Annotated in this window: 19 protein-coding genes; 15 read left to right on the forward strand and 4 right to left on the reverse strand. The window is 39.1% G+C overall.

The features are described 5' to 3' along the window. The first annotated feature begins 1 nt into the window (after position 1). The 13 genes from ACSHZO_RS02415 (at position 2) to ACSHZO_RS02475 (ending at position 9,356) form a co-directional block, all read left to right on the forward strand. A complete protein-coding gene (locus ACSHZO_RS02415) occupies positions 2-883 on the forward strand; it encodes a carboxypeptidase-like regulatory domain-containing protein (RefSeq protein ID WP_298246484.1) in 882 nt (293 codons plus the stop codon). Between the two features lies 1 nt (position 884). Further along, entirely contained in the window at positions 885-1,499 is a 615-nt protein-coding gene (locus ACSHZO_RS02420; RefSeq protein WP_298246485.1) for a fumarylacetoacetate hydrolase family protein, read from the forward strand. Positions 1,500-1,505: 6 nt separating this feature from the next. Further along, positions 1,506-1,847: an Hpt domain-containing protein gene (locus tag ACSHZO_RS02425; RefSeq protein ID WP_298246486.1), complete on the forward strand. Its 342-nt coding sequence runs from the start codon at positions 1,506-1,508 to the stop codon at positions 1,845-1,847. Then, on the forward strand, positions 1,844-3,103 hold the full coding sequence (locus tag ACSHZO_RS02430; protein WP_298246487.1) for a competence/damage-inducible protein A: 1,260 nt from the start codon (positions 1,844-1,846) through the stop codon (positions 3,101-3,103). Before ACSHZO_RS02425 ends, ACSHZO_RS02430 begins: the two co-directional genes overlap by 4 nt. A gap of 227 nt (positions 3,104-3,330) precedes the next feature. Further along, positions 3,331-3,570 (forward strand): 50S ribosomal protein L28, encoded by a 240-nt coding sequence (gene rpmB / locus ACSHZO_RS02435; protein ID WP_026915534.1) that lies wholly within the window; start codon positions 3,331-3,333, stop codon positions 3,568-3,570. Between the two features lie 29 nt (positions 3,571-3,599). Next, a complete protein-coding gene (rpmG, locus tag ACSHZO_RS02440; RefSeq protein ID WP_057480125.1) occupies positions 3,600-3,782 on the forward strand; it encodes a 50S ribosomal protein L33 in 183 nt (60 codons plus the stop codon). A gap of 7 nt (positions 3,783-3,789) precedes the next feature. Next, entirely contained in the window at positions 3,790-3,939 is a 150-nt protein-coding gene (locus ACSHZO_RS02445) for a DUF4295 domain-containing protein (protein WP_084509775.1), read from the forward strand. Between the two features lie 140 nt (positions 3,940-4,079). Then, entirely contained in the window at positions 4,080-5,033 is a 954-nt protein-coding gene (gene ftsY, locus ACSHZO_RS02450) for a signal recognition particle-docking protein FtsY (RefSeq protein WP_298246488.1), read from the forward strand. Continuing rightward, on the forward strand, positions 5,033-6,667 hold the full coding sequence (locus tag ACSHZO_RS02455; RefSeq protein ID WP_298246489.1) for an amidase family protein: 1,635 nt from the start codon (positions 5,033-5,035) through the stop codon (positions 6,665-6,667). The genes ftsY and ACSHZO_RS02455 overlap by 1 nt, the downstream gene beginning before the upstream one ends. Further along, entirely contained in the window at positions 6,660-6,944 is a 285-nt protein-coding gene (locus ACSHZO_RS02460; protein ID WP_295178765.1) for a hypothetical protein, read from the forward strand. The genes ACSHZO_RS02455 and ACSHZO_RS02460 overlap by 8 nt, the downstream gene beginning before the upstream one ends. A gap of 196 nt (positions 6,945-7,140) precedes the next feature. After that, the gene (gene rimO / locus ACSHZO_RS02465) at positions 7,141-8,493 is read left to right on the forward strand and encodes a 30S ribosomal protein S12 methylthiotransferase RimO (RefSeq protein WP_298246490.1); all 1,353 of its coding nucleotides are present in this window, start codon (positions 7,141-7,143) and stop codon (positions 8,491-8,493) included. 15 nt (positions 8,494-8,508) lie between these two features. Beyond that, positions 8,509-8,922, forward strand: coding sequence for a hypothetical protein (locus ACSHZO_RS02470; protein WP_298246491.1), 414 nt, complete (start codon positions 8,509-8,511; stop codon positions 8,920-8,922). Continuing rightward, the gene (locus ACSHZO_RS02475; protein WP_298246492.1) at positions 8,922-9,356 is read left to right on the forward strand and encodes a hypothetical protein; all 435 of its coding nucleotides are present in this window, start codon (positions 8,922-8,924) and stop codon (positions 9,354-9,356) included. The genes ACSHZO_RS02470 and ACSHZO_RS02475 overlap by 1 nt, the downstream gene beginning before the upstream one ends. A 233-nt stretch (positions 9,357-9,589) precedes the next feature. Here the strand turns inward: ACSHZO_RS02475 and ACSHZO_RS02480 are convergent, their stop codons facing one another. Genes ACSHZO_RS02480 through ACSHZO_RS02490 form a run of 3 tightly spaced genes read right to left on the reverse strand, consistent with a single transcriptional unit; the run spans position 9,590 to position 15,738 of the window. Then, positions 9,590-12,424 (reverse strand): M16 family metallopeptidase, encoded by a 2,835-nt coding sequence (locus tag ACSHZO_RS02480; protein WP_435066475.1) that lies wholly within the window; start codon positions 12,422-12,424, stop codon positions 9,590-9,592. Beyond that, positions 12,414-14,900: a M14 family metallopeptidase gene (locus ACSHZO_RS02485; RefSeq protein ID WP_435066541.1), complete on the reverse strand. Its 2,487-nt coding sequence runs from the start codon at positions 14,898-14,900 to the stop codon at positions 12,414-12,416. The genes ACSHZO_RS02480 and ACSHZO_RS02485 overlap by 11 nt, the downstream gene beginning before the upstream one ends. A 52-nt stretch (positions 14,901-14,952) precedes the next feature. Continuing rightward, positions 14,953-15,738, reverse strand: a complete 786-nt coding sequence (locus ACSHZO_RS02490; protein ID WP_298246494.1) for a prolyl oligopeptidase family serine peptidase — start codon at positions 15,736-15,738, stop codon at positions 14,953-14,955. Between the two features lie 141 nt (positions 15,739-15,879). On the opposite strand from ACSHZO_RS02490, the gene bshC reads away from it, so the two are divergent. After that, positions 15,880-17,496, forward strand: a complete 1,617-nt coding sequence (gene bshC, locus ACSHZO_RS02495; protein ID WP_298246495.1) for a bacillithiol biosynthesis cysteine-adding enzyme BshC — start codon at positions 15,880-15,882, stop codon at positions 17,494-17,496. Between the two features lies 1 nt (position 17,497). Continuing rightward, positions 17,498-18,862: a pyridoxal phosphate-dependent decarboxylase family protein gene (locus ACSHZO_RS02500; RefSeq protein WP_298246648.1), complete on the forward strand. Its 1,365-nt coding sequence runs from the start codon at positions 17,498-17,500 to the stop codon at positions 18,860-18,862. A 3-nt stretch (positions 18,863-18,865) separates the two neighbouring features. On the opposite strand, the gene ACSHZO_RS02505 is transcribed toward ACSHZO_RS02500, so the two are convergent. Further along, positions 18,866-19,591: an SIMPL domain-containing protein gene (locus ACSHZO_RS02505; protein WP_298246496.1), complete on the reverse strand. Its 726-nt coding sequence runs from the start codon at positions 19,589-19,591 to the stop codon at positions 18,866-18,868. Between the last annotated feature and the right edge of the window lie 64 nt (positions 19,592-19,655).

The raw sequence follows: 19,655 nt of genomic DNA on the forward strand, positions 1-19,655 counted from the left end.
TATGAGGAGATTTTACAGTTTAATGGTTTTGCTGATGATAGCTATTTCTTCAAATGCTCAAAGTGAGATGATTGATGGAGTAGTGGTCGATTCTGTTAGCAAAGAACCTCTGCCGTTTGTCAATATCTATGTATTAAATACCAGTCAGGGGACCACTAGCAATGAAAATGGATATTTTCAGCTTAAGGAACCTAAAGCAGGTCAGAATCTTCGGTTTGGGTATGTGGGTTACGATTCAAAAGATATCACCTATGTCAAGAAACAGATGGATACTATTTTTCTCTCCCAAAATAAGGAACATCTAAACGAAGTAATTGTTCAGGCTCCTTTACAGGATAAAACCATTAAAATAAAAGCCTCAAAATCTAAAGATAGGTTGGGAATTTCAAATTCAGGAGACAATGAAGGAGCTCGTATATTCTTACGCTATTTTCCAAAGCCTTCAGAATTAAAAGATGAACCTGCTTACCTCAAATCAGCAGAAATCTTTCTTTTTAAAGGTATAGGTAGTGTCAAGTGTGATTATATTTTCCGGATCCGGATCATGAGTCTTACTGATGATTCAGAACCAGGTTATGATCTCATTGATAATATTACTGTTACCGGGAGACCTGGGTCAAAGGTTCGTGTAGATCTAGAGGATGAAAGAATTCTTATTCCTGAGAATGGGTTTCTGATAGGGGTGGAAGGCTTGCAGATTGACCAGAATTATATAAGAACCGCTAAGTTGCTTCTTGAAAATGGTAAGTATATGGATTTAAAAAAGTACGGTCCTACATTCAAAGCTGTGGAATCAAAAGTTCCGGTTTACTACCTAAGTAGAGGAGAATGGAAAAAAATGAAAATGCCGGTACCGGCAATGAACCTTGTAATCACCAATTAGTATGAAAATTATTTGTGTAGGTAGAAATTATACAGATCATATTACAGAATTGAAAAATGAGAGACCAGAGGAACCGGTTCTGTTTCAGAAGCCGGATACTTCAATATTATTAAAAAAGCAGCCATTCTTTATTCCAGACTTTTCAAATGATATCCATTACGAAGTAGAGGTTTTAGTGAAGATCAAAAAAATAGGGAAACATATTCAGGAGAAATTTGCGTATAAATATTATGACGAAATAGGCCTGGGAATTGACTTCACGGCCAGGGATCTTCAGAATAAACTTAAAGAAAAAGGGTTGCCCTGGGAGAAATCCAAAGCTTTCGATGGTGCTGCTGTGATATCAGACAAGTGGTTACAAAAAGAGCAACTACCTGCGGTAGATGAACTCAATTTCAGGCTCGAAAAAAATGAAGCTGTAGTACAATCTTCCTCAACCGCACATATGCTTTGGAAAATTGATGAATTAATTGCTTATATTTCGTCGTATTTCACCCTGAAAATTGGTGATATCATCTTTACGGGAACACCTGCCGGAGTAGGAAAAGTCGCTACAGACGACAGATTAACGGGTTACCTGGAAGATCAACAAATGTTTTCTATCAAAGTAAAATAATTTTGAATGAGTAATTACAATCTTGACGACGTTAAGGAAATGGCTGGCGGCGATGAAGAATTTTTGTTAGTAGTAGTCCAGACTTTTCTTGAAGAAATCCCGCCAGACGTTGCTGCGATGAATGAAGCCATTGATAATGATAATCCTTCACTGGCTTACCAGTACGCTCATAAAATGAAACCGAACCTTCAGATGTTTGGTCTAAACCTGATGGAGCAGATAAAAGTTATTGAAGCCTGGTCTAAGCATGGTCAAAGAAAGGATGAGGTACCGCAAGCTTCAGAAATTATTACTAAAAAGGTGAATGTAGCTTCAGAGGCTTTGAAAAGAGATTTTAATCTAGGATGAAAGCTGAAATCGTAACCATTGGTGATGAGATCCTCATTGGACAGATCGTGGATACAAACTCGGTTTATATTTCCAAAGAACTTAATAAAATTGGTGTAAGCGTTCACCAGATCACTTCTATTCAGGATGATCGTGAACATATATTGCAAACCTTGGAGGAGGCTTCTGCCCGGGCAGATATCATCATTATTACTGGAGGTTTGGGACCTACTAAAGACGATATTACCAAGAAATGTCTTTGTGAATTCTTCGATGATACCCTTGTAAAAAATGATAAGGTTCTCCATCATATTGAAGAGCTCTTTGAAAAATATATAGACACGCCAATTTCAGACCTTAACCGGGAGCAGGCGATGTTGCCATCCAAGGCTGTTGCACTACATAACGAATATGGAACTGCTGCAGGAATGTGGTTTAAAAAAGGAAATCAGGTCTTTGTATCCATGCCGGGCGTGCCATATGAAATGCGCGGAATCATGGAGCACGAGATCATCCCGCGAATAATGACTGAATTTTCCAGACCGGTTATTCTGCATAAAACTGTTATTACCCTTGGGCTTGGAGAAAGCGCGATCGCCGAACGTATAGAAGCCTGGGAGGATCAATTACCTGCGCATATCAAGCTTGCTTATTTACCTAATCTTGGCAGAGTGAGGCTCAGACTTAGTGCGCGAGGGACAGATCACAAAGAGCTGGAAGATGCCATTGATGAACAGATCATTGAGTTGCGAAAGCTCATTGGGGACATCATGTATGGTTTTGAAGATGATGATCCAGTGGAAATGGTCATTGCCAGGCTACTTAAAAAAAATAAATGGACGCTTTCTACTGCGGAAAGTTGTACAGGAGGTCGACTGGCTTCCAGGTTTACAGAGGCGCCAGGTTCCTCAAAGACTTTCAAAGGAAGCGTGGTATGTTATGCAACCCAATCTAAAATTGATCTGCTGGAGGTTCCCGAAAAGCTAATAAAAGAAAAGTCTGTAGTAAGTGCTGAAGTTGCTAAAGCTATGGCAGAAGGAGCCCGTAAAAAGTTTAATACAGATTTTGCTCTATCTACTACCGGTAATGCCGGACCTGAAAAAGGTGATAGCGAAGCAGAAGTTGGTACCGTTTTTATTGGACTGGCTACTCCCGGGAAAACACTTGCGTTTGAATTTATGTTTAGCAATCACCGGGAGAAGGTGATAGGTAAAACAGTGAATAAAAGCCTGCAGATCTTACTGGAACAATTACTAAAACTTCAGTCTACAGATTGAGACTCAATCTAATATCTTAAACATTTTTAAAAATTGGTATTTGATCCTTTGATCATTATCATTAAAAAAATGTATTTTTGCATCCGCTCAGGCTTAATGGCGGTACTTAACGGCGATTCGAGAAGAATATTTTCAGGGTAAAATATTTTTTTTCATTTTGTTGTCTGTTAGGTAAAAAAATCGTTAATTTGCAGCCTGTTTTGAAATAACGAGAAAAGTATAGAGCAATGTCAAGAGTTTGTGAACTTACCGGGAAAAAAGCAATGGTTGGGAATAATGTTTCTCACGCCATGAACAAGACTAAACGTAAATTTAACGCCAATCTGGTTAAAAAACGTTTTTTCCTTCCTGAAGAAGATAGATGGATCACTTTGAAAGTGTGTACATCTGCATTAAAAGATATCAATAAAAAAGGCATTTCTGCCGTAATTAAGGAAGCTAAAGCAAAAGGATTTCTTCAGAAATAATCCCAAGCAGCACCTAAAAATATTTCACAATGGCAAAGAAAGGTAACAGAGTTCAGGTAATTCTAGAGTGTACAGAGCATAAAGCAACTGGACAACCAGGTACTTCAAGATATATTACTACAAAAAATAAGAAGAATACACCGGATAGAATGGAGTTGAAGAAATTCAATCCTATTCTTAAGAAAATGACGGTTCATAAAGAAATTAAATAATTGAGTCATGGCAAAGAAATCAGTAGCATCTATTCAAACAGGATCTAAAAGATTAACCAAAGCAATAAAAATGGTTAAATCTGAGAAAACCGGTGCCTACACATTTGTAGAACAAATCATGGCTCCGGAAGACGTTAACGACTTCTTGAAGAAGTAAGTATCGTTCACAAACGATTTTAGATAATCATAAAAAGCCGTCCTGGATTTATTCTGGACGGCTTTTTCTTTTTATGTATCTTTATTGCCGTAAAAAAGGGGCCGAATGGCTTCTTTTACATATTAACCTGCCAGAATATAATGAGTTTATTTAAAAAGATATTTTCTAAAGAGAAAAAAGAAAACCTTGACAAGGGACTGGAAAAATCCAAAGCCAGTTTTTTTGATAAAATGAGCAAGGCAGTTGCCGGAAAAACCAAAGTTGATGAAGAGGTTTTGGATGATCTGGAAAACGTACTTGTAAGTAGCGATGTGGGAGTTGCTACCACCATTAAGATCATTAATAGGATTGAAGAGCGCGTCGCCAGGGATAAATACCTCGGTACAAATGAACTAAATAAAATTCTACGGGAAGAGATCGCGGCATTACTATCTGAAACCAATAAGGGTGAAGGTTCAGACATTAGCCTTCCTGAAGTGAAAAAGCCATACGTCATAATGGTGGTTGGTGTAAACGGTGTTGGTAAAACCACCACGATCGGGAAACTTGCCAATCAGTTTAAAAATTCAGGTAAAAAGGTAGTACTAGGAGCGGCAGATACTTTTCGCGCCGCTGCGATTGATCAGTTACAAATCTGGGCTGATCGTACAGATGTACCAATCATTAAGCAGAAAATGGGAAGCGATCCCGCTTCTGTTGCTTTTGATACAGTGCAAAGTGCTGTGAAGCTAGGTGCAGATGTGGTTCTTATTGATACTGCCGGAAGGTTGCACAACAAGGTGAACCTCATGAAGGAACTTACCAAGATCAAAAGGGTAATGCAAAAAACCATTCCAGAGGCACCTCATGAAGTGATGCTGGTGTTGGATGGTTCTACCGGGCAGAATGCTTTTGAGCAGGCTAAGCAGTTTACTGCGGCCACAGAAGTAACTTCGCTTGCTGTTACCAAACTGGACGGTACGGCAAAAGGTGGTGTGGTGATTGGGATTAGTGATCAATTTCAGATTCCTGTAAAATATATTGGCGTAGGGGAAAGAGTAGAGGATTTACAGGTTTTTAATAAATATGAATTCGTAGACTCATTCTTTAAATAATGAAACAATTATTTCTTCTTTTCGTGCTGGGAACTCTGCTGACTTCTTGTAAAAATGATCCTGAAAATTCAGAAGAAGTTCAAACTGATGAAGATTCTACTTCGGTTTCTTCGGAAGAGCGGGAATTTAAAGTTCTGGATTCAGAATATATTACGGCAGACAGTTTATGGGTGCCATTTGAGAAAGATTTAGATGAATTTACTTCCGAAGTTTATGAGGAAGTAAAAGCTTTGGTTTTCGAAAAGTCCATTCCGGAAATTCAGGAATCTATCGCCTCTGGAAAACTTACTTACGAAGAGCTATCTTTGTTTTACTTAACCAGAATCAGAGAATATGACCGCGAAAACGAACTTTCTCTAAATTCGGTGATCTCACTAAATCCTGATCTTATTTCTGAAGCAAGAAAAAAAGATGAGCAACTAAAGAACTCAACCAACAATCATCCTATTTACGGCATTCCGGTACTGCTGAAGGATAATATCAATACGAAGGCTATGCCAACTACAGCCGGTGCTGAAGCTTTGAAAGGCAATCAAACCGGTGATGCTTTTATTGTAGAACGACTTAAAAAGAATGGTGCACTTATACTAGGCAAGGCCAATCTAAGTGAATGGGCTTATTTCTTTTGTGGTGAATGTCCAAGTGGATATTCGGCAGTTGGAGGACAAACTCTGAATCCTTATGGTAGAAAAATTCATGATACCGGCGGATCAAGTTCTGGAAGTGGAGTGGCAGTAGGCGCGAATCTTGCTCCCGTAGCAGTAGGATCTGAAACTTCCGGTTCTATCTTATCACCATCAAGTTCAAATTCGATCGTAGGATTGAAACCAACTATTGGCTTATTAAGCCGAGGCGGAATTGTACCCATTTCAAGTACATTAGATACTCCTGGTCCTATGACCCGGTCTGTGATCGATAATGCGATCTTGCTTTCTGCTATGACCGGAGTCGATTCAGAAGACCCTGCATCTTCCATAGCAAAACAGCCTGCAAACCTTTATAAGGATCTTAAAAACTCCAGTCTTAAAGGAAAACGTTTTGGAGTGATCAAAAGTTTAAAGTCAGATTCTCTATACATGAGGGCAGTGGCTGACCTTGAGAAAGCCGGCGCGACTATTATTGAGTATGAAGTGGAAGAAATTGATCTTCCAAATTTCTTAAGATTACTGAACCTGGATATGCAAAAGGATCTTCCAGAATATTTTCAAAAATATGGAGGCGACGTTGATTTCCAGAACGTTCAGGATGTCGTAGATTATAATGCCATGGATTCAGTAAAAAGAGCTCCTTACGGACAGGCTTTATTTCTGGGGATCTTAAAGGATTCAGCCAGTACTGAGGAATTTGCAGCGATCAAGGATACTTTGAAAATCAACGGTACGCGATTCCTGAGCAAACCGATGAAAGAGCATGATCTGGATGCGATCATATCTATTAATAATTATCATGCTGGTTATGCTGCGGTAGCAAAATATCCAGCGATAACGGTTCCTATGGGTTATACTTCAGAGAATCAACCAATGGGATTAACCTTCATCAGTGAACCTTTTTCAGAAAAGCAATTGCTGGAATTTGCATACGCATTTGAAAAGACTTCCAAACGTAGAAAAACACCAAAGGATTATAATGAGTGAAAAAGCAGACAGATACCTGGTCCTGATTTCCAAAATCATATTTTTTTACAGCATCTTTTTCGTTGTGATGAAAGTCATTTCAATGTTTCAGGGTGCATGGGTGATCCCGAATTTAATTCTGTCTCTACCATATTTAGTTTTTGGACTGGTTGGCGGTTATATGGTAAAATATAACAGGTATCACTGGGCATATGTGATCGCTGGGGTTATCTTGATAAGTATTGTTCGTTATTATGAAGTAGAGTGGATGCTTCAGTTGCAAGAGCGCTTTTCATAACTAATGCACTAGAGACTTTTTTCTACTTGAAATCTTTACAGAAAGTTTAGGTTACCAATCGCGACCTATACAAACCTGAATTAATACCAATTAGTTTATTCAGCTTAAAATTAGGTGTATAAATTTTACACCTTATCTTTGCACCCGCTTAGATTTTTGGATTCAGAATTCTTAAGCATTTAGAAAGCAATATATTATGAGGACGAAATCGCTTAAAAAGAACAGGATTAATGTAGTAACTCTGGGTTGTAGCAAGAACGTATATGATTCAGAAGTTTTGATGGGGCAGCTTCAGGCGAATGATAAAGATGTGGTTCATGAAGGCGAAGGTAATATCGTAGTGATCAATACCTGTGGTTTTATTGATAACGCAAAGGAACAGTCGGTTAATACAATTCTTGAATTCGTTGAGAAAAAGCAGGAAGGCTCTGTAGATAAAGTGTTTGTAACCGGTTGTTTAAGTGAGCGTTACAAGCCAGATCTTCAAAAGGAAATTCCAGATGTGGATCAATATTTTGGAACTACTGAACTACCAGGATTGCTTTCAGCTCTGGAAGCCGATTATAAGCATGAACTTATTGGTGAGCGTCTAACAACTACTCCAAAAAATTACGCATACCTAAAGATTGCTGAAGGTTGTGACAGACCATGTTCTTTTTGTGCTATTCCATTAATGCGTGGTGGACATAAGTCGACACCAATCGAAAACCTCGTGATAGAGGCAGAGAAACTTGCTGCGAACGGAGTCAAGGAACTTATTTTGATCGCGCAGGATCTCACCTATTACGGTCTGGATCTATATAAGAAAAGAAATCTCGCAGAATTGCTGGAAAATCTCGTAAAGGTAGAAGGCATTGAATGGATTCGTTTGCATTATGCTTTTCCTACGGGATTCCCAATGGACGTTCTCGATGTAATGAACAGGGAATCTAAGGTTTGTAATTATCTTGATATTCCTCTACAACATATTAATGATGATCTTCTGAAGTCTATGCGACGAGGAACCACTCATGAAAAAACCACTAATTTGCTTAAGAAGTTCAGAGCAACTGTTCCAGAAATGGCGATTAGAACTACTCTTATTGTTGGTTATCCAGGTGAAACTGAAGCGAACTTCCAGGAATTGAAAGAATGGGTGCAGGAAATGCGCTTTGAAAGACTTGGATGTTTTACTTATTCTCATGAAGAGAACACTCATGCATTTAACCTTGTAGACGATGTTCCACAGGAAGTGAAGCAGGAACGTGCAAATGAGATCATGGAAATACAGTCTCAGATCTCCTGGGAGCTTAATCAGCAAAAGATAGGAAAGGTTTTTAAGGTCATCATAGACAGAAAAGAAGGTAATTACTTTATTGGTAGGACCGAGGTAGATTCACCAGATGTTGATAATGAGGTTTTAATCGATGCTACGACAGTTTATCTAAAGACCGGTGATTTTTACGAAGTTGAAATTACAGATGCTGCCGACTTTGATCTTTACGGTAAGCCTATCAATGTAGAAACCAGGAAGCCTGTTCGTAAAGAACTTAAGATCCGTACAGTCTAATTTAAAAACCTAGATTTGAATAAAATAGAGAAAACTCCACATTTTCTTAGAGGGAATATGCCATATTTTCTTGGTGGTTTCTATGTCCTTATGGGTATCGCAGCATACTTCAGTATAGGTGATTCATTTTATCTTTCTTATTTACCATTAGGAATTATAGCCGTTGTAGTTGGTTATTTCCGAAGAGAGAATAGGAAAGAATTTATAAAGTGGGACAACAAGAAGATCGTGCTTCAGGACCAAATCAATGGAAAGAAATCATATTCATGGACAGCGGTGGATGACTTCATAATTAGTGAAGAAAACCTGCTTATTAAGTCTGGGCCTGCGGATGGTATTTATTTCGAGATTAGAGAATTTTCACAATCCGATATAGCGAAACTGAGATCTGCCTATCCCGAGTTTGCTAATCTTAAACACTCTGCCTGATGCAGCGTATAACCAGGAAGCTAAGTTTTTTTAGAAGGAACCAGTTTATATTATTTGGTATTTTCTGGACTTTAATGAGCATTTTTTACCTGCTCTCTCAAATTTTAGTAGAGGAAGACGGTACTTTCAATTATTTTATGAGTTTCGGATATCTCATCATTGGACTGCTCTATTTTTATCAAAACTACCGTGGTGGACATAAAAAGGGAGAGTTTATAGAGTGGAACGATACTGTGTTGAATTACCAGCAAAACTTCGGAAAATTATTTTATTCTTTTAAGTTAAGTAGCCTTATTAATGTCACAGTAACTCGGGAGAATTTTATTATCAAAGCTCAAAATGCGCAGGGTACTATGGCTTCTCTTAAGGGTTATTCTGAAGAAGATATAGCGAAGCTTAGAGCAAGATTTGGTAATCAGACTTCTTCACTATGATTAAAAGACCAAGCTGAAGCAAGGCAATTAAGGATCGTTTTCAGTGTTAAAAATAGTGATAGTTATACTTAATTATCCCTCCGATCTAAAAGCAAAGAAGAACTAAAGACCATCGGTAGATATTTTGCTATAGATAACTCCATGTGCTGCTATTCTAAAATTCTTGACGATTACCATAAAAAAAGCAGGAACTCTAGTTCCTGCCTTTTCTAAAAATCTCATATTATTTATTGCTATTCTTCCTTGTTAAGCAATACCGGATCACCATATCCAAGATTCTTCAGTTTTTCGAACTGGGTTTCAGCATCACCAACAATAAGGAAATACATTTTATCAGGATCAATATATTTCTTCGCCAGCTCCTGAATATCCATCACCGTCATTTCCTCTACCTGCTGCTGCTGTTCTGCAACATAATCATCATTATAACCATAATCGCTAATCTCTTTAAGCATGTTTAGTTTTGCGCCCAGAGTTTCAAATTTCCTGGTGCTGCTTTTAGTCATAAAACTTTTGGTGACCTCAAGATCATCCTGAGTAAAAGTATCGGCGTAATCTTTAAGAATGTCCCGAACCAATTCAGTAGCCTCATAAGTTATATTGGATCGAACACCGCTGGAAATAAGGAATGGCCCAATGTAGGATCTATCCTCGAACCTGGAACGAATTCCATAGGTGTAACCTTTTCCTTCTCTAAGTTCCTGGGTAAGCCTGGATGCGAAACTTCCACCACCAAGTCTGTAATTCATCACCTCTGCTGCATAAAAGTCTTTATCACTAGCGCTTAATGCTGGAGCACCGAACGTAAGAACAGATTGTTTTGCACCCGGCACATCATAAAAATAGATTAGAGATTTTTCCGGTGCTTCGAATTCTGGAAACTCCGGGAAATCTACAGTTTTCGGAGGCCAGGAAGCTGAAATTGCTTTTAGTGAATTCTTCGCCTTTTCGAGATTCAGATCACCTACTACGAGATAGGTAGCGTTAAGAGGTGAAAGATTTTCAGAATAATAAGCTTTAAGATCGTTCAGCGTGATATTCTCCACACTTTCTGTAGTTCCCATTTCATTCATGGAAAGTATACTGTTTTCACCATACACCAATTTTCGAAATTCATTCGAAGCAATATTGTTAGGATCTCCTTCCTGCTGTTTGATCCTGCTAAGGGTTTGTTGTTTAATAAGTTCGAACTCTGACTCATCCCAACGTGGTTGAAGCAGCATCTCATCCACAAGTTTCATCGTCTCGGCATAATTCTTTGCCAGTGTATTTCCGGTGATACTAATTTTTTCTTCCGAAGAACTTACATAAATACGCGCTCCCAATAGTTCTATTGCTTCCTCTAGCTCTGCCGGAGTTTTTTTAGCGGTACCACGATTCATCAAGTTGGCCAGTAGATTTGCTACTCCTGCTTTTTCTTTTGTTTCCTGTAACTGTCCGCTTTTAATTTCAAGACTAAACTGTACAAGTGGTACTTCTTTATTGGTAATACCCATTACTTGGAGTCCGCTTGGCATCGTCGTTTTCCAGATCTCCGGAATTTCCAGTTCAGGTTTTGCTGAATATGGAGGTTCAATGCTGCGATCAAAGCTAGAGGCTGTTTTTGGATAATCTACAGCCTGTGATGCATCGAAGTCTTCTTCAGCTCCTTCCACGATCTTTTCTTCTACAACTTCAGCTTTTTCTGAATTTTCCAGGGCAAGATTTAATTGATCTTTTGGAACAAAACTGGTAGCAACATAATGCTGATCTTTTATATATCTTCTAAAAACACTCATGACATCTTCCAAAGAAACCGCCAGTAATTTTTCGATCTCTTTGTTGATGAAATTGGGATCATTCGCAAAGATATCATACTGTGCTAATTGAAAACCTTTGCCAAGAACACTTGAAATGGAGTTATAGAAATTTGTCTCTAAACCGGCTTTAATTCTCTTAAGGTCTTTCTGCGGAATGCCATTTTTTTCGAATTCGGCAATTCCCTCCTTGATCACAGCATAAACAGAATCAAGGTCCTTTCTATCATAAGCACGAACCTGAAGCATTAACTGCCCCGAAAGTTCAGAAGTGTAGTTAAACATGCTCACATTGCCAGAAAGTTTGGCATCTTCCACAATTTTCTTGTATAAAGGAGCATTTTTACCATCAGCCAGGTAGCTGGTCAATATCTCCAATGCAAAGCTATCAGGATGGTAAGAGTATACCGAAGGCCAGGCGAGGGTAAGCTCAGGCAGTTTGGCAAAATTGTCTTCGTGGTAGACTTTTTTAGTTTTTTTGAGACTAACAAGCTGCTTTTCCTGTTCTTCGATCTTCTCTCCACGTGGGATCTCATCAAAGTATTTGTGCACCCATTCCTTGGCCTGATCTTTATTAAAATCACCTGCGATCGTCAGGGTTACATTGTTAGGAGTATACCACTTGTTATAAAATTCCTTTACATCCTGTAAGGTCGCGTTTTGCAGATCATCAAGACTTCCAATCACCTGCCAGTTGTAGGGATGATCTTTAGGATACAGGTTTTTATCGATCACATAGAAAGTATGTCCATAAGGCCGGTTGTCCACTCCCTGGCGCTTTTCATTTTTAACTACCTGCTTTTCCTTGGCAAGGACCGGTTCTGTAACCGTGTTGATAAAGTATCCAAGTTTATCTGCTTCGGCCCAGATCATTTTTTCCAAAGCATCTTTTGGTACGGTCTGGAAATAATTGGTGCGATCACGACTTGTAGAACCATTGGCACCGCTACCACCAATTCTTGCCGAGAGCTTATCCAGTCCACCTTTTCCAAGGTTTTCAGATTCGAGAAACAGTAGATGTTCAAATAAGTGTGCAAATCCTGTTCTGCCTTCTTTTTCCCGGGCACTACCCACGTGAGCGGTAAGCGCTACTGCTACGACAGGGTCAGATTTATCTTCGTGAAGTATCACCTTAAGCCCGTTTTTAAGGGTGAAAGTTTCGAAGTCTACCGAAAACTGATTCGTTCCTTCCTGGGCAAAACCAATAATATTTGCTATTAGAAAAAAACATAAAACAGATAAAAATTGTCTCATTTTCATATTAGTAATCATATCCTCTATTATTTGTTAGGAATAATGCATTGGTAAAAAATAACTTTCCGTTCTCCCAGAAAGCTCTGAATAGTGGATTGTCTACCATATAAATGATACTACCTCTACCTATATTTTCTTCGCCAAAAATAAGAGAGTTTTCAAGCTTTTTCTGAGCTTCGCTACCAGCAAATCCAGAAACGATCTCAGGTTGCTGAATGTAAACCACGTTGTAGCCTGAATCCAGAAGCTCATAGCTGTCACCGCTGAGTTTTAAGCTGAAATAAGTATCGTCATATCCAAATGCCAATGGGTGACTTGAATCGACCGAAGTTTTTACGATACTTCCGGTGATCATATTCTTTACATATTCTCTTTCTCGTTGAGAATAGGGAACAAGCTTGTCGGCAGTTTTTAGTGAATCTTTCTTGGAATCTTTTTCTTTAATCCCAAAATTATCTTTTCCTGCAAATGCTGAAACAGTATCCCCGATGGCAATCACCTTTCCACCGCCACGAATCCAGTTCTCAAGCATTTTCAAATTATCTTCATCAAGAAAACCGGAGTAATTCCCTGAAGGGATCACCAGCACGTTGAGTTCACTCAGTACACTGGAAGAAAGATTACCCGTTTCCAATGGAATTACCGGATACTTCAAATCCTGTTCGAAAAAGTACCAGATCTCTCCAAAATTAAGCGAAGAAACCTGTTCACCTCTCAGGAGTCCAATTTTTTGCTTATTAATGATCTTTATATTTCCAGATCCAAAATCGGGTCCCTTATCCGAAAATCCTGTATTAGTGGCTATAAGTTTTCGCTGCATGTTATTGGCGATCTCCACCACTTTCTGCTGGAAATTTTCAATTGCTGAATTATCACTTTTAGAAATGATCAGGCTACCGGCATTCAAATCTTCACCGGAATTTTGAAATTGTTTTTCACTAAAACGGACCTTGATGTCATTTCTAATAAGTTCAGCCAGAAATCTCGCATCCTCCATGCTATTCCATTTTGAAAGAAATGCCGTAGCTTTAGCGTTCGCTGTATATTGCTCAAAGGTTTCAGGATTATTTGAATTCCCATTGATGATTTTGGAACTGGCAACTGTCTCCAGACCGTAGGCATAAGGCAGACTCCAGGCGGTAATATCGTACGTAAGAGAATCTACAAGTTTGGCTTTAGGTTCGAAAAGCACTTTGACCATTTTTGATTTTGGCTGATTCCCAGATACCAACAACGTTTCTTTAGAGGACTCAAGATTTCCACTTTTGGAATCCTGATAAGAATAACCTTTGATGGTACCTGAATTGGCAAAACTATATTTGATCTTATGCCTGTCCAGTAGATCAGTTAAAGCGTTGATCTTATCCTTTTCGCCATTCATTGCATAGGTTTTAAATTCTGAATCACCTTCAGCAAAAAAATCTGCAAATTCTGAAACCAGTTCGGCCGCATTTTCTGAAGCCATTTCCACCGTGGAAATTCCAGTTGTAAAATGATGTTCTATGCGATCTTTTAAAGTTAGAATATAACCTTCGTTGGTTTGAACCCCTAAACCAGCACGACCATGACCAGCCTGTTCGTAGGTCATCCCGATGGCGCCCATATAGGTTGGATACGTATCCCCGTAGCTTGGATAAAGCAGGTCAAATTGCTCCCCTGTAAAATATAACCAGCCATTATCGTCAAAATATTTCGCATGATTTTTTCCAATTCTGGTCTGGAAATCACGCTGAAAGTCGGTAATGATCTCATGAAACGGTTCAGCAGCAGGAGCGAAATAATAAGGATCGTTGATATCCTGTTCGTGGAAATCTACATGGATATGTGGCATCCATTCATTATAAATTTTTAAACGTTGTCTTGTTTCTACCTGCGTTGCCCAGGCCCAGTCACGATTTAGATCAAAAAGATAATGATTAGGTCTTCCACCCGGCCATGGCTCATCATGCTCGGCAGAAAACTGACTCGTATTATAAGGAGTTGCTTTTACCTGGTTGTACCAGTTTGCATAACGGTCACGACCATCTGGATTGACACAAGGGTCAATAATTACCACTGTATTTTCCAGAAGTTCTCTCTTTCCGGTAACCAGTTCATATAGGGTTTTCATTGCAGCCTCGGTACTGGAGGCTTCGTTACCATGCACATTATAGCTTAGCCATACGATCGCTTTTTCAGAAGTTTCATTAGCATCGGTTAGTCCGGCACTCGCAAAATGCTTCTGCTTAATGGACTCCACATCTCGTATATTTTCTTCCGAAGAAATAATGGCATAAGTAAGTGGTCGACGTTCGTTGGTAAGACCGTACTGCTGGTAATTTACCAGGTCAGAATTTTCAGCTACATGTTCAATATAGTTTACGACATCTGCATGCCTGCTAAACTGAGAGCCTAATTCGTAACCAAGAAACTGCGACGGACTTTGAACCTCCTGTCCAGATAATGTTGTGGTAATTACAATGAGAAAGGATAAAAAGAATCTGATTTTCAAAATTTTAGATTTTCAAAAGTGAATGCATCCAAAATTAAGTAAAAAAATTCGCGATTTAGTCCCAAACTTCATCCTGTAGCCAACTCGCAGCATTTTGCAAATATGGAGCATAATTACAAGACTCATAATGCGTTAAACCAGGAGCTATTTCCAGCGTGACATTGGTACCGGCATCTTTTGTTGCGGCAACCCATTCCTGAGTTTCAGCAAGAGGAAATAATTCGTCTTTCTCCCCGTGAATAACGTATAGTGGGGTTTCTATGGTTCTAACACTTCCGTTAGAACTAAAAGTACTATAACTGCTGGCCATGGGAATAGATGCAGTAAATATTTCAGGGTAAATTTCAGCATAGAACCAGCTGCCATTTCCACCATTACTGTAACCTGTTACCACGGTTCTGTCTCTATCTACGTTTAGGTATTTCTGAGTTAGATACATTAGGCCAATAACAAGATCCTGATTAAAAGCACTATTCCAAAGCTGGGTTCCTCCGTTGGGACTAACAATAATTGGATCCAAAGCTGCAAAACCAGGCTCTGCATAACAGGCAGTGTTTTTATGCGCATCTACATCTCCGCCAGCTGCACCATGAAGTGTTAGCACAAGAGGTCTCTCAGAAGATGAAGCACTTTCCGGGATGATCACTCTAAAATTCCAGGAACTTCCGTTAAGGTTTTCAAGTGTTACATCGTTAATCCCTTGTTGCAGGTTCAAAGCTTGAAAATCTGCTTCGAGATCTTCAATGCTTCTGCGATCTGTCGTTGAAGCGTCATCATCACTTGAACAGGATGTAAATGAGAATAGGATTAAGAGTGCGAAAATTAGTCGTTTTAAGATCATGAACTAATGGTTTTTGATTGATAACCGGAATTTAAGAATTTTATAGATGTTAAGTTAATTGTAAAGAATAAATATGCGGCTGGTCTCGATTTAGTTTCCTTCCTAAAAGGTTTTATCTTTACGGCAATTATAAACAGGTTGATGTCTACAGATCATATAGCTTATCCCGATACCAATTATTTTACTCCGTTAATCCTGGATTATCTTTCAGAAAAAGAAAGTTTGGAACATTTATATCATCGTTTTCCTAATATTGAAAATTTCAGGGCTCAAATCGATGAAAAATCTAGGTCTTATAACAATTCCATTCGTAAGGATCTGGTTGAAGTTCTAAAAGAGCAATATGCAGATCTTAAAGTTTCTGAGGCTACCTCCGGTAACATCGATCTTTTATCTTCAGAAAAGACATTTACAGTGGTTACGGGGCATCAGCTCAATCTTTTTACGGGTCCGCTTTATTTTCTTTATAAGATAGTTTCCACGATCAATCTTACCAGGAAGTTAAAAGAAGAACATCCAGAGAATGATTTTGTACCGGTATATTGGATGGCTACAGAGGATCATGATTTTGAAGAGATCAATTTTTTTAATCTCCACGGAAAAAGATTCAAATGGAATAATGCTGAAAAGCGGGCAGGAGCGACTGCTGTAGGTAAACTTTCTACGGAAGGGCTTGAGGAAGTTTTCAAGCTTTTTTCTTCCGAGATTGGTGGAGGAACTAATGCCGAAGAATTGAAGGAGATGTTCCAGAAAGCATATCTGGAGCATAATAACTTGACCGATGCCACGCGCTATCTGGCGAACAGGTTATTTGGCAAAGAAGGCCTTGTTATCGTCGCAGCTGGAGATTCCCGTTTGAAAAAGCATTTTTCCATCCATATAAAGAACGAATTATTAAATGAGTCTTCTTCAAAAGCGTCTCAGGCAGCTATAGATTCCCTGCAAGAACAGGACTATAAAGTACAGGTGAATCCGCGCGATATCAATTTATTTTATCTCAATGATGAGATTCGGGAACGTATCGTTAAAAAAGATGCTCAGTACTTTGTTCATGAAACAGAGATAAGCTGGAGTAAAGAGGAAATACTTGCAGAAGTGGATGCGCATCCGGAACGTTTTAGTCCAAATGTCATGATGCGACCGCTTTACCAGGAAGTGCTGCTTCCAAATCTTTGCTATATAGGCGGAGGTGGAGAACTTGCTTACTGGTTGCAGCTAAAGAATTATTTCGAAGCTGAAGATGTGGTTTTTCCAATGTTGTTACTTCGGAATTCAGCATTACTGCAAACTGCTAAACAGGATGCCAAACGCAAGAAACTCGATATTTCACTGAAGGAATTATTTCTGAAACAACATGAGCTGATCAATCGAAAGGTTCGGAAAATCAGCAATATCAATATTGATTTTTCAGAACAGAAAGAGCATTTGATTCAGCAATTTCAGCAAATGTATGAGTTGGCTGAGAAAACCGATAAATCATTTATTGGTGCAGTAAAAGCTCAGGAAGTAAAGCAGCTTAAAGGTCTCGACAATCTCGAAAACCGACTCCTGCAAGCACAAAAAAGAAAATTAAAGGATGAAGTAGAGCGAATCGCTGCGCTACAGAATGATCTATTTCCAAACAGGAGTTTGCAGGAGCGGCAAACAAATTTCTCTGAGTATTACGGTGAATACGGTCAGGGGCTTATCGAGCGCCTTTTAACAAAATTAGATCCTTTAGACGCAAACTTTAAAATTATCACTTTTGGAAAAGAATAGAATGCATACCATAGATATGGATCTGGTTGAAATGACGCTGGACGTGATGAAGTATGCTATCGATCGTATATCTAATGTAACGCCAGAACTTGGTGCACCAAAGAAGGAAGAAGAACTGTTGAGACTTGTTGGAGAAACTATAACTCCTGAAGGTATTGGAGGTGAAAGTGCATTCCAGTTATTTAAGAACGTACTGGTGAAAGCAACGGTACCTATTGATCATCCAAGACACCTGGCATTTGTTCCCGCTGCACCAACCAGGGCCGCGATCATGTTCGACCTGGTAACTTCAGCTTCCAGTATTCATGGATCTTACTGGATGGAAGGAGCCGGAGGGATATTTTGTGAAAACCAGGCGATGAAATGGCTGGTAAGTTTAACCGGTCTACCGGAAACTGCTTTTGGTGTATTTACAAGTGGTGGTACAGCTGCAAATCTTTCAGCATTAGTTACCGCAAGAGAGGAGTGGCGAGAACAAAAGCCAGCTCACGCCAGAGATAGGGCACTTTTGATTACTTCAACAGGTGCACATTCTTCAATAAAATCCATGGCGAAAGTAATGGATGCAGATGTTCACCTGGTAAATTCAGAAGAAGAATTTTTGTCGGGAATTGTACTTCAGAAGGAATTAGAAAATTTAAGTGAACAGGATAGAAATAGACTTTTCGCTGTGGTAGCTACGGGTGGAACCACCAATGCCGGAATCATAGATGATCTGGAAGGAGTGGCAAATGTTTGTGCCAATGAAAATATCTGGCTACATGTAGATTGTGCTTATGGAGGTGGAGCGCTGGCTGCAGATTCTGTAAGACATTTGTTTAACGGTATCGAACAGGCAGACAGTATCACAATAGATCCTCATAAATGGCTGTTTTCACCTTATGATTGTGGCGCGGTGATTTATAAGAACCTGGAACTCGCGAAAAAAGCACATTCTCAAAAAGGAGCGTATCTAGAAATATTCAAGGACGAGGGAGCACAAGGATTCAATCCTGCAGATTACCAGATCCAGCTTACCCGTAGATTACGAGGGATGCCATTATGGTTTTCACTGGCGATGCATGGAACTAACAAGTACAAAGAAGCCATCGAACGAGGGATAGAACTTGCAAATATTGCCGCTTCCAAAGTGAAGCAGAATGATTTGCTTGAACTGGTAAGACCGGCAAGTTTATCTGTAGTCTTATTTAAGAGAAAAGGATGGTCTGCGGAAGATTACCGTGAATGGACCTACAAGAATCATAATTCAGGATTTGCACTGGTCACGCCGTCTCTGTGGAAGGATGAAAGCGTTGTGAGATTCTGCTTTATCAATCCGGATACTACTGAAGAAGATATTGAGCAGATACTGGCTACTTTAGACTAATACTTAATCTATCTCATATTCAAGCCGCATTGTTATAGATGCGGTCTTGTTTTTATCTGCCGTGTTATATGCACCGCTCCAGCTAAAATCCTCGCCGCTATTCTGGCCGGTGATCTGAAACACGCCCATATTCGCACTTTTAAGATCGCCAAGATCTTCCCCGCTGTTCGATGCGATTTTTTCTGCACGTAGTCTGGCATCCTCTGTAGCTTTAGAGATCATTTCAATTTTGAGATCAGTCATTTTGGTATAGTAATACCTGGGAGGAGAGGAATTAAACTGGACGCCTTTATTCAATAATTCCGTGATCTCACGTGACACATTTTCGATAAGTTCTACATTATTGCTTTCGATTTTTACAGGTTGCGTTAGTTCGTAACCCTTGAAAATACTACCCACATAATTCCCGTTTTGATACTGATTCTCTTGCTGTTCATTAGTTTGAACTGAATTAAAAACAATGTTCTCATCTTTGATCCCTTTACCAATAAGATAGGATCTTACAATATTTTTATCCTGATCAAGTTGATTATATGCTGCTTCCAGATTAGGAGAATTTCTACTGAATCTACCTTCCCACACAATTAGATCTGAAATGAAATTTTCACTACCTGAACCGGTCACCGAAATGACACCATCGGGATTAGCTCTGGAAACATAAGCATCACTCAGAAAATAGGCTGCAGCCATGATCGCGATGGCAAAAATTATAGCATTTAAATATTTCATAATGGACAAAGTCTTAATGCATTTTAAATATAGAAAATTTCCATCTTCCTTTGCCGGCTTTTTT

Origin of the sequence: Christiangramia sp. 3-2217-3z, assembly GCF_051195275.1 — a bacterium.
GTDB lineage: Bacteria > Bacteroidota > Bacteroidia > Flavobacteriales > Flavobacteriaceae > Christiangramia > Christiangramia marina.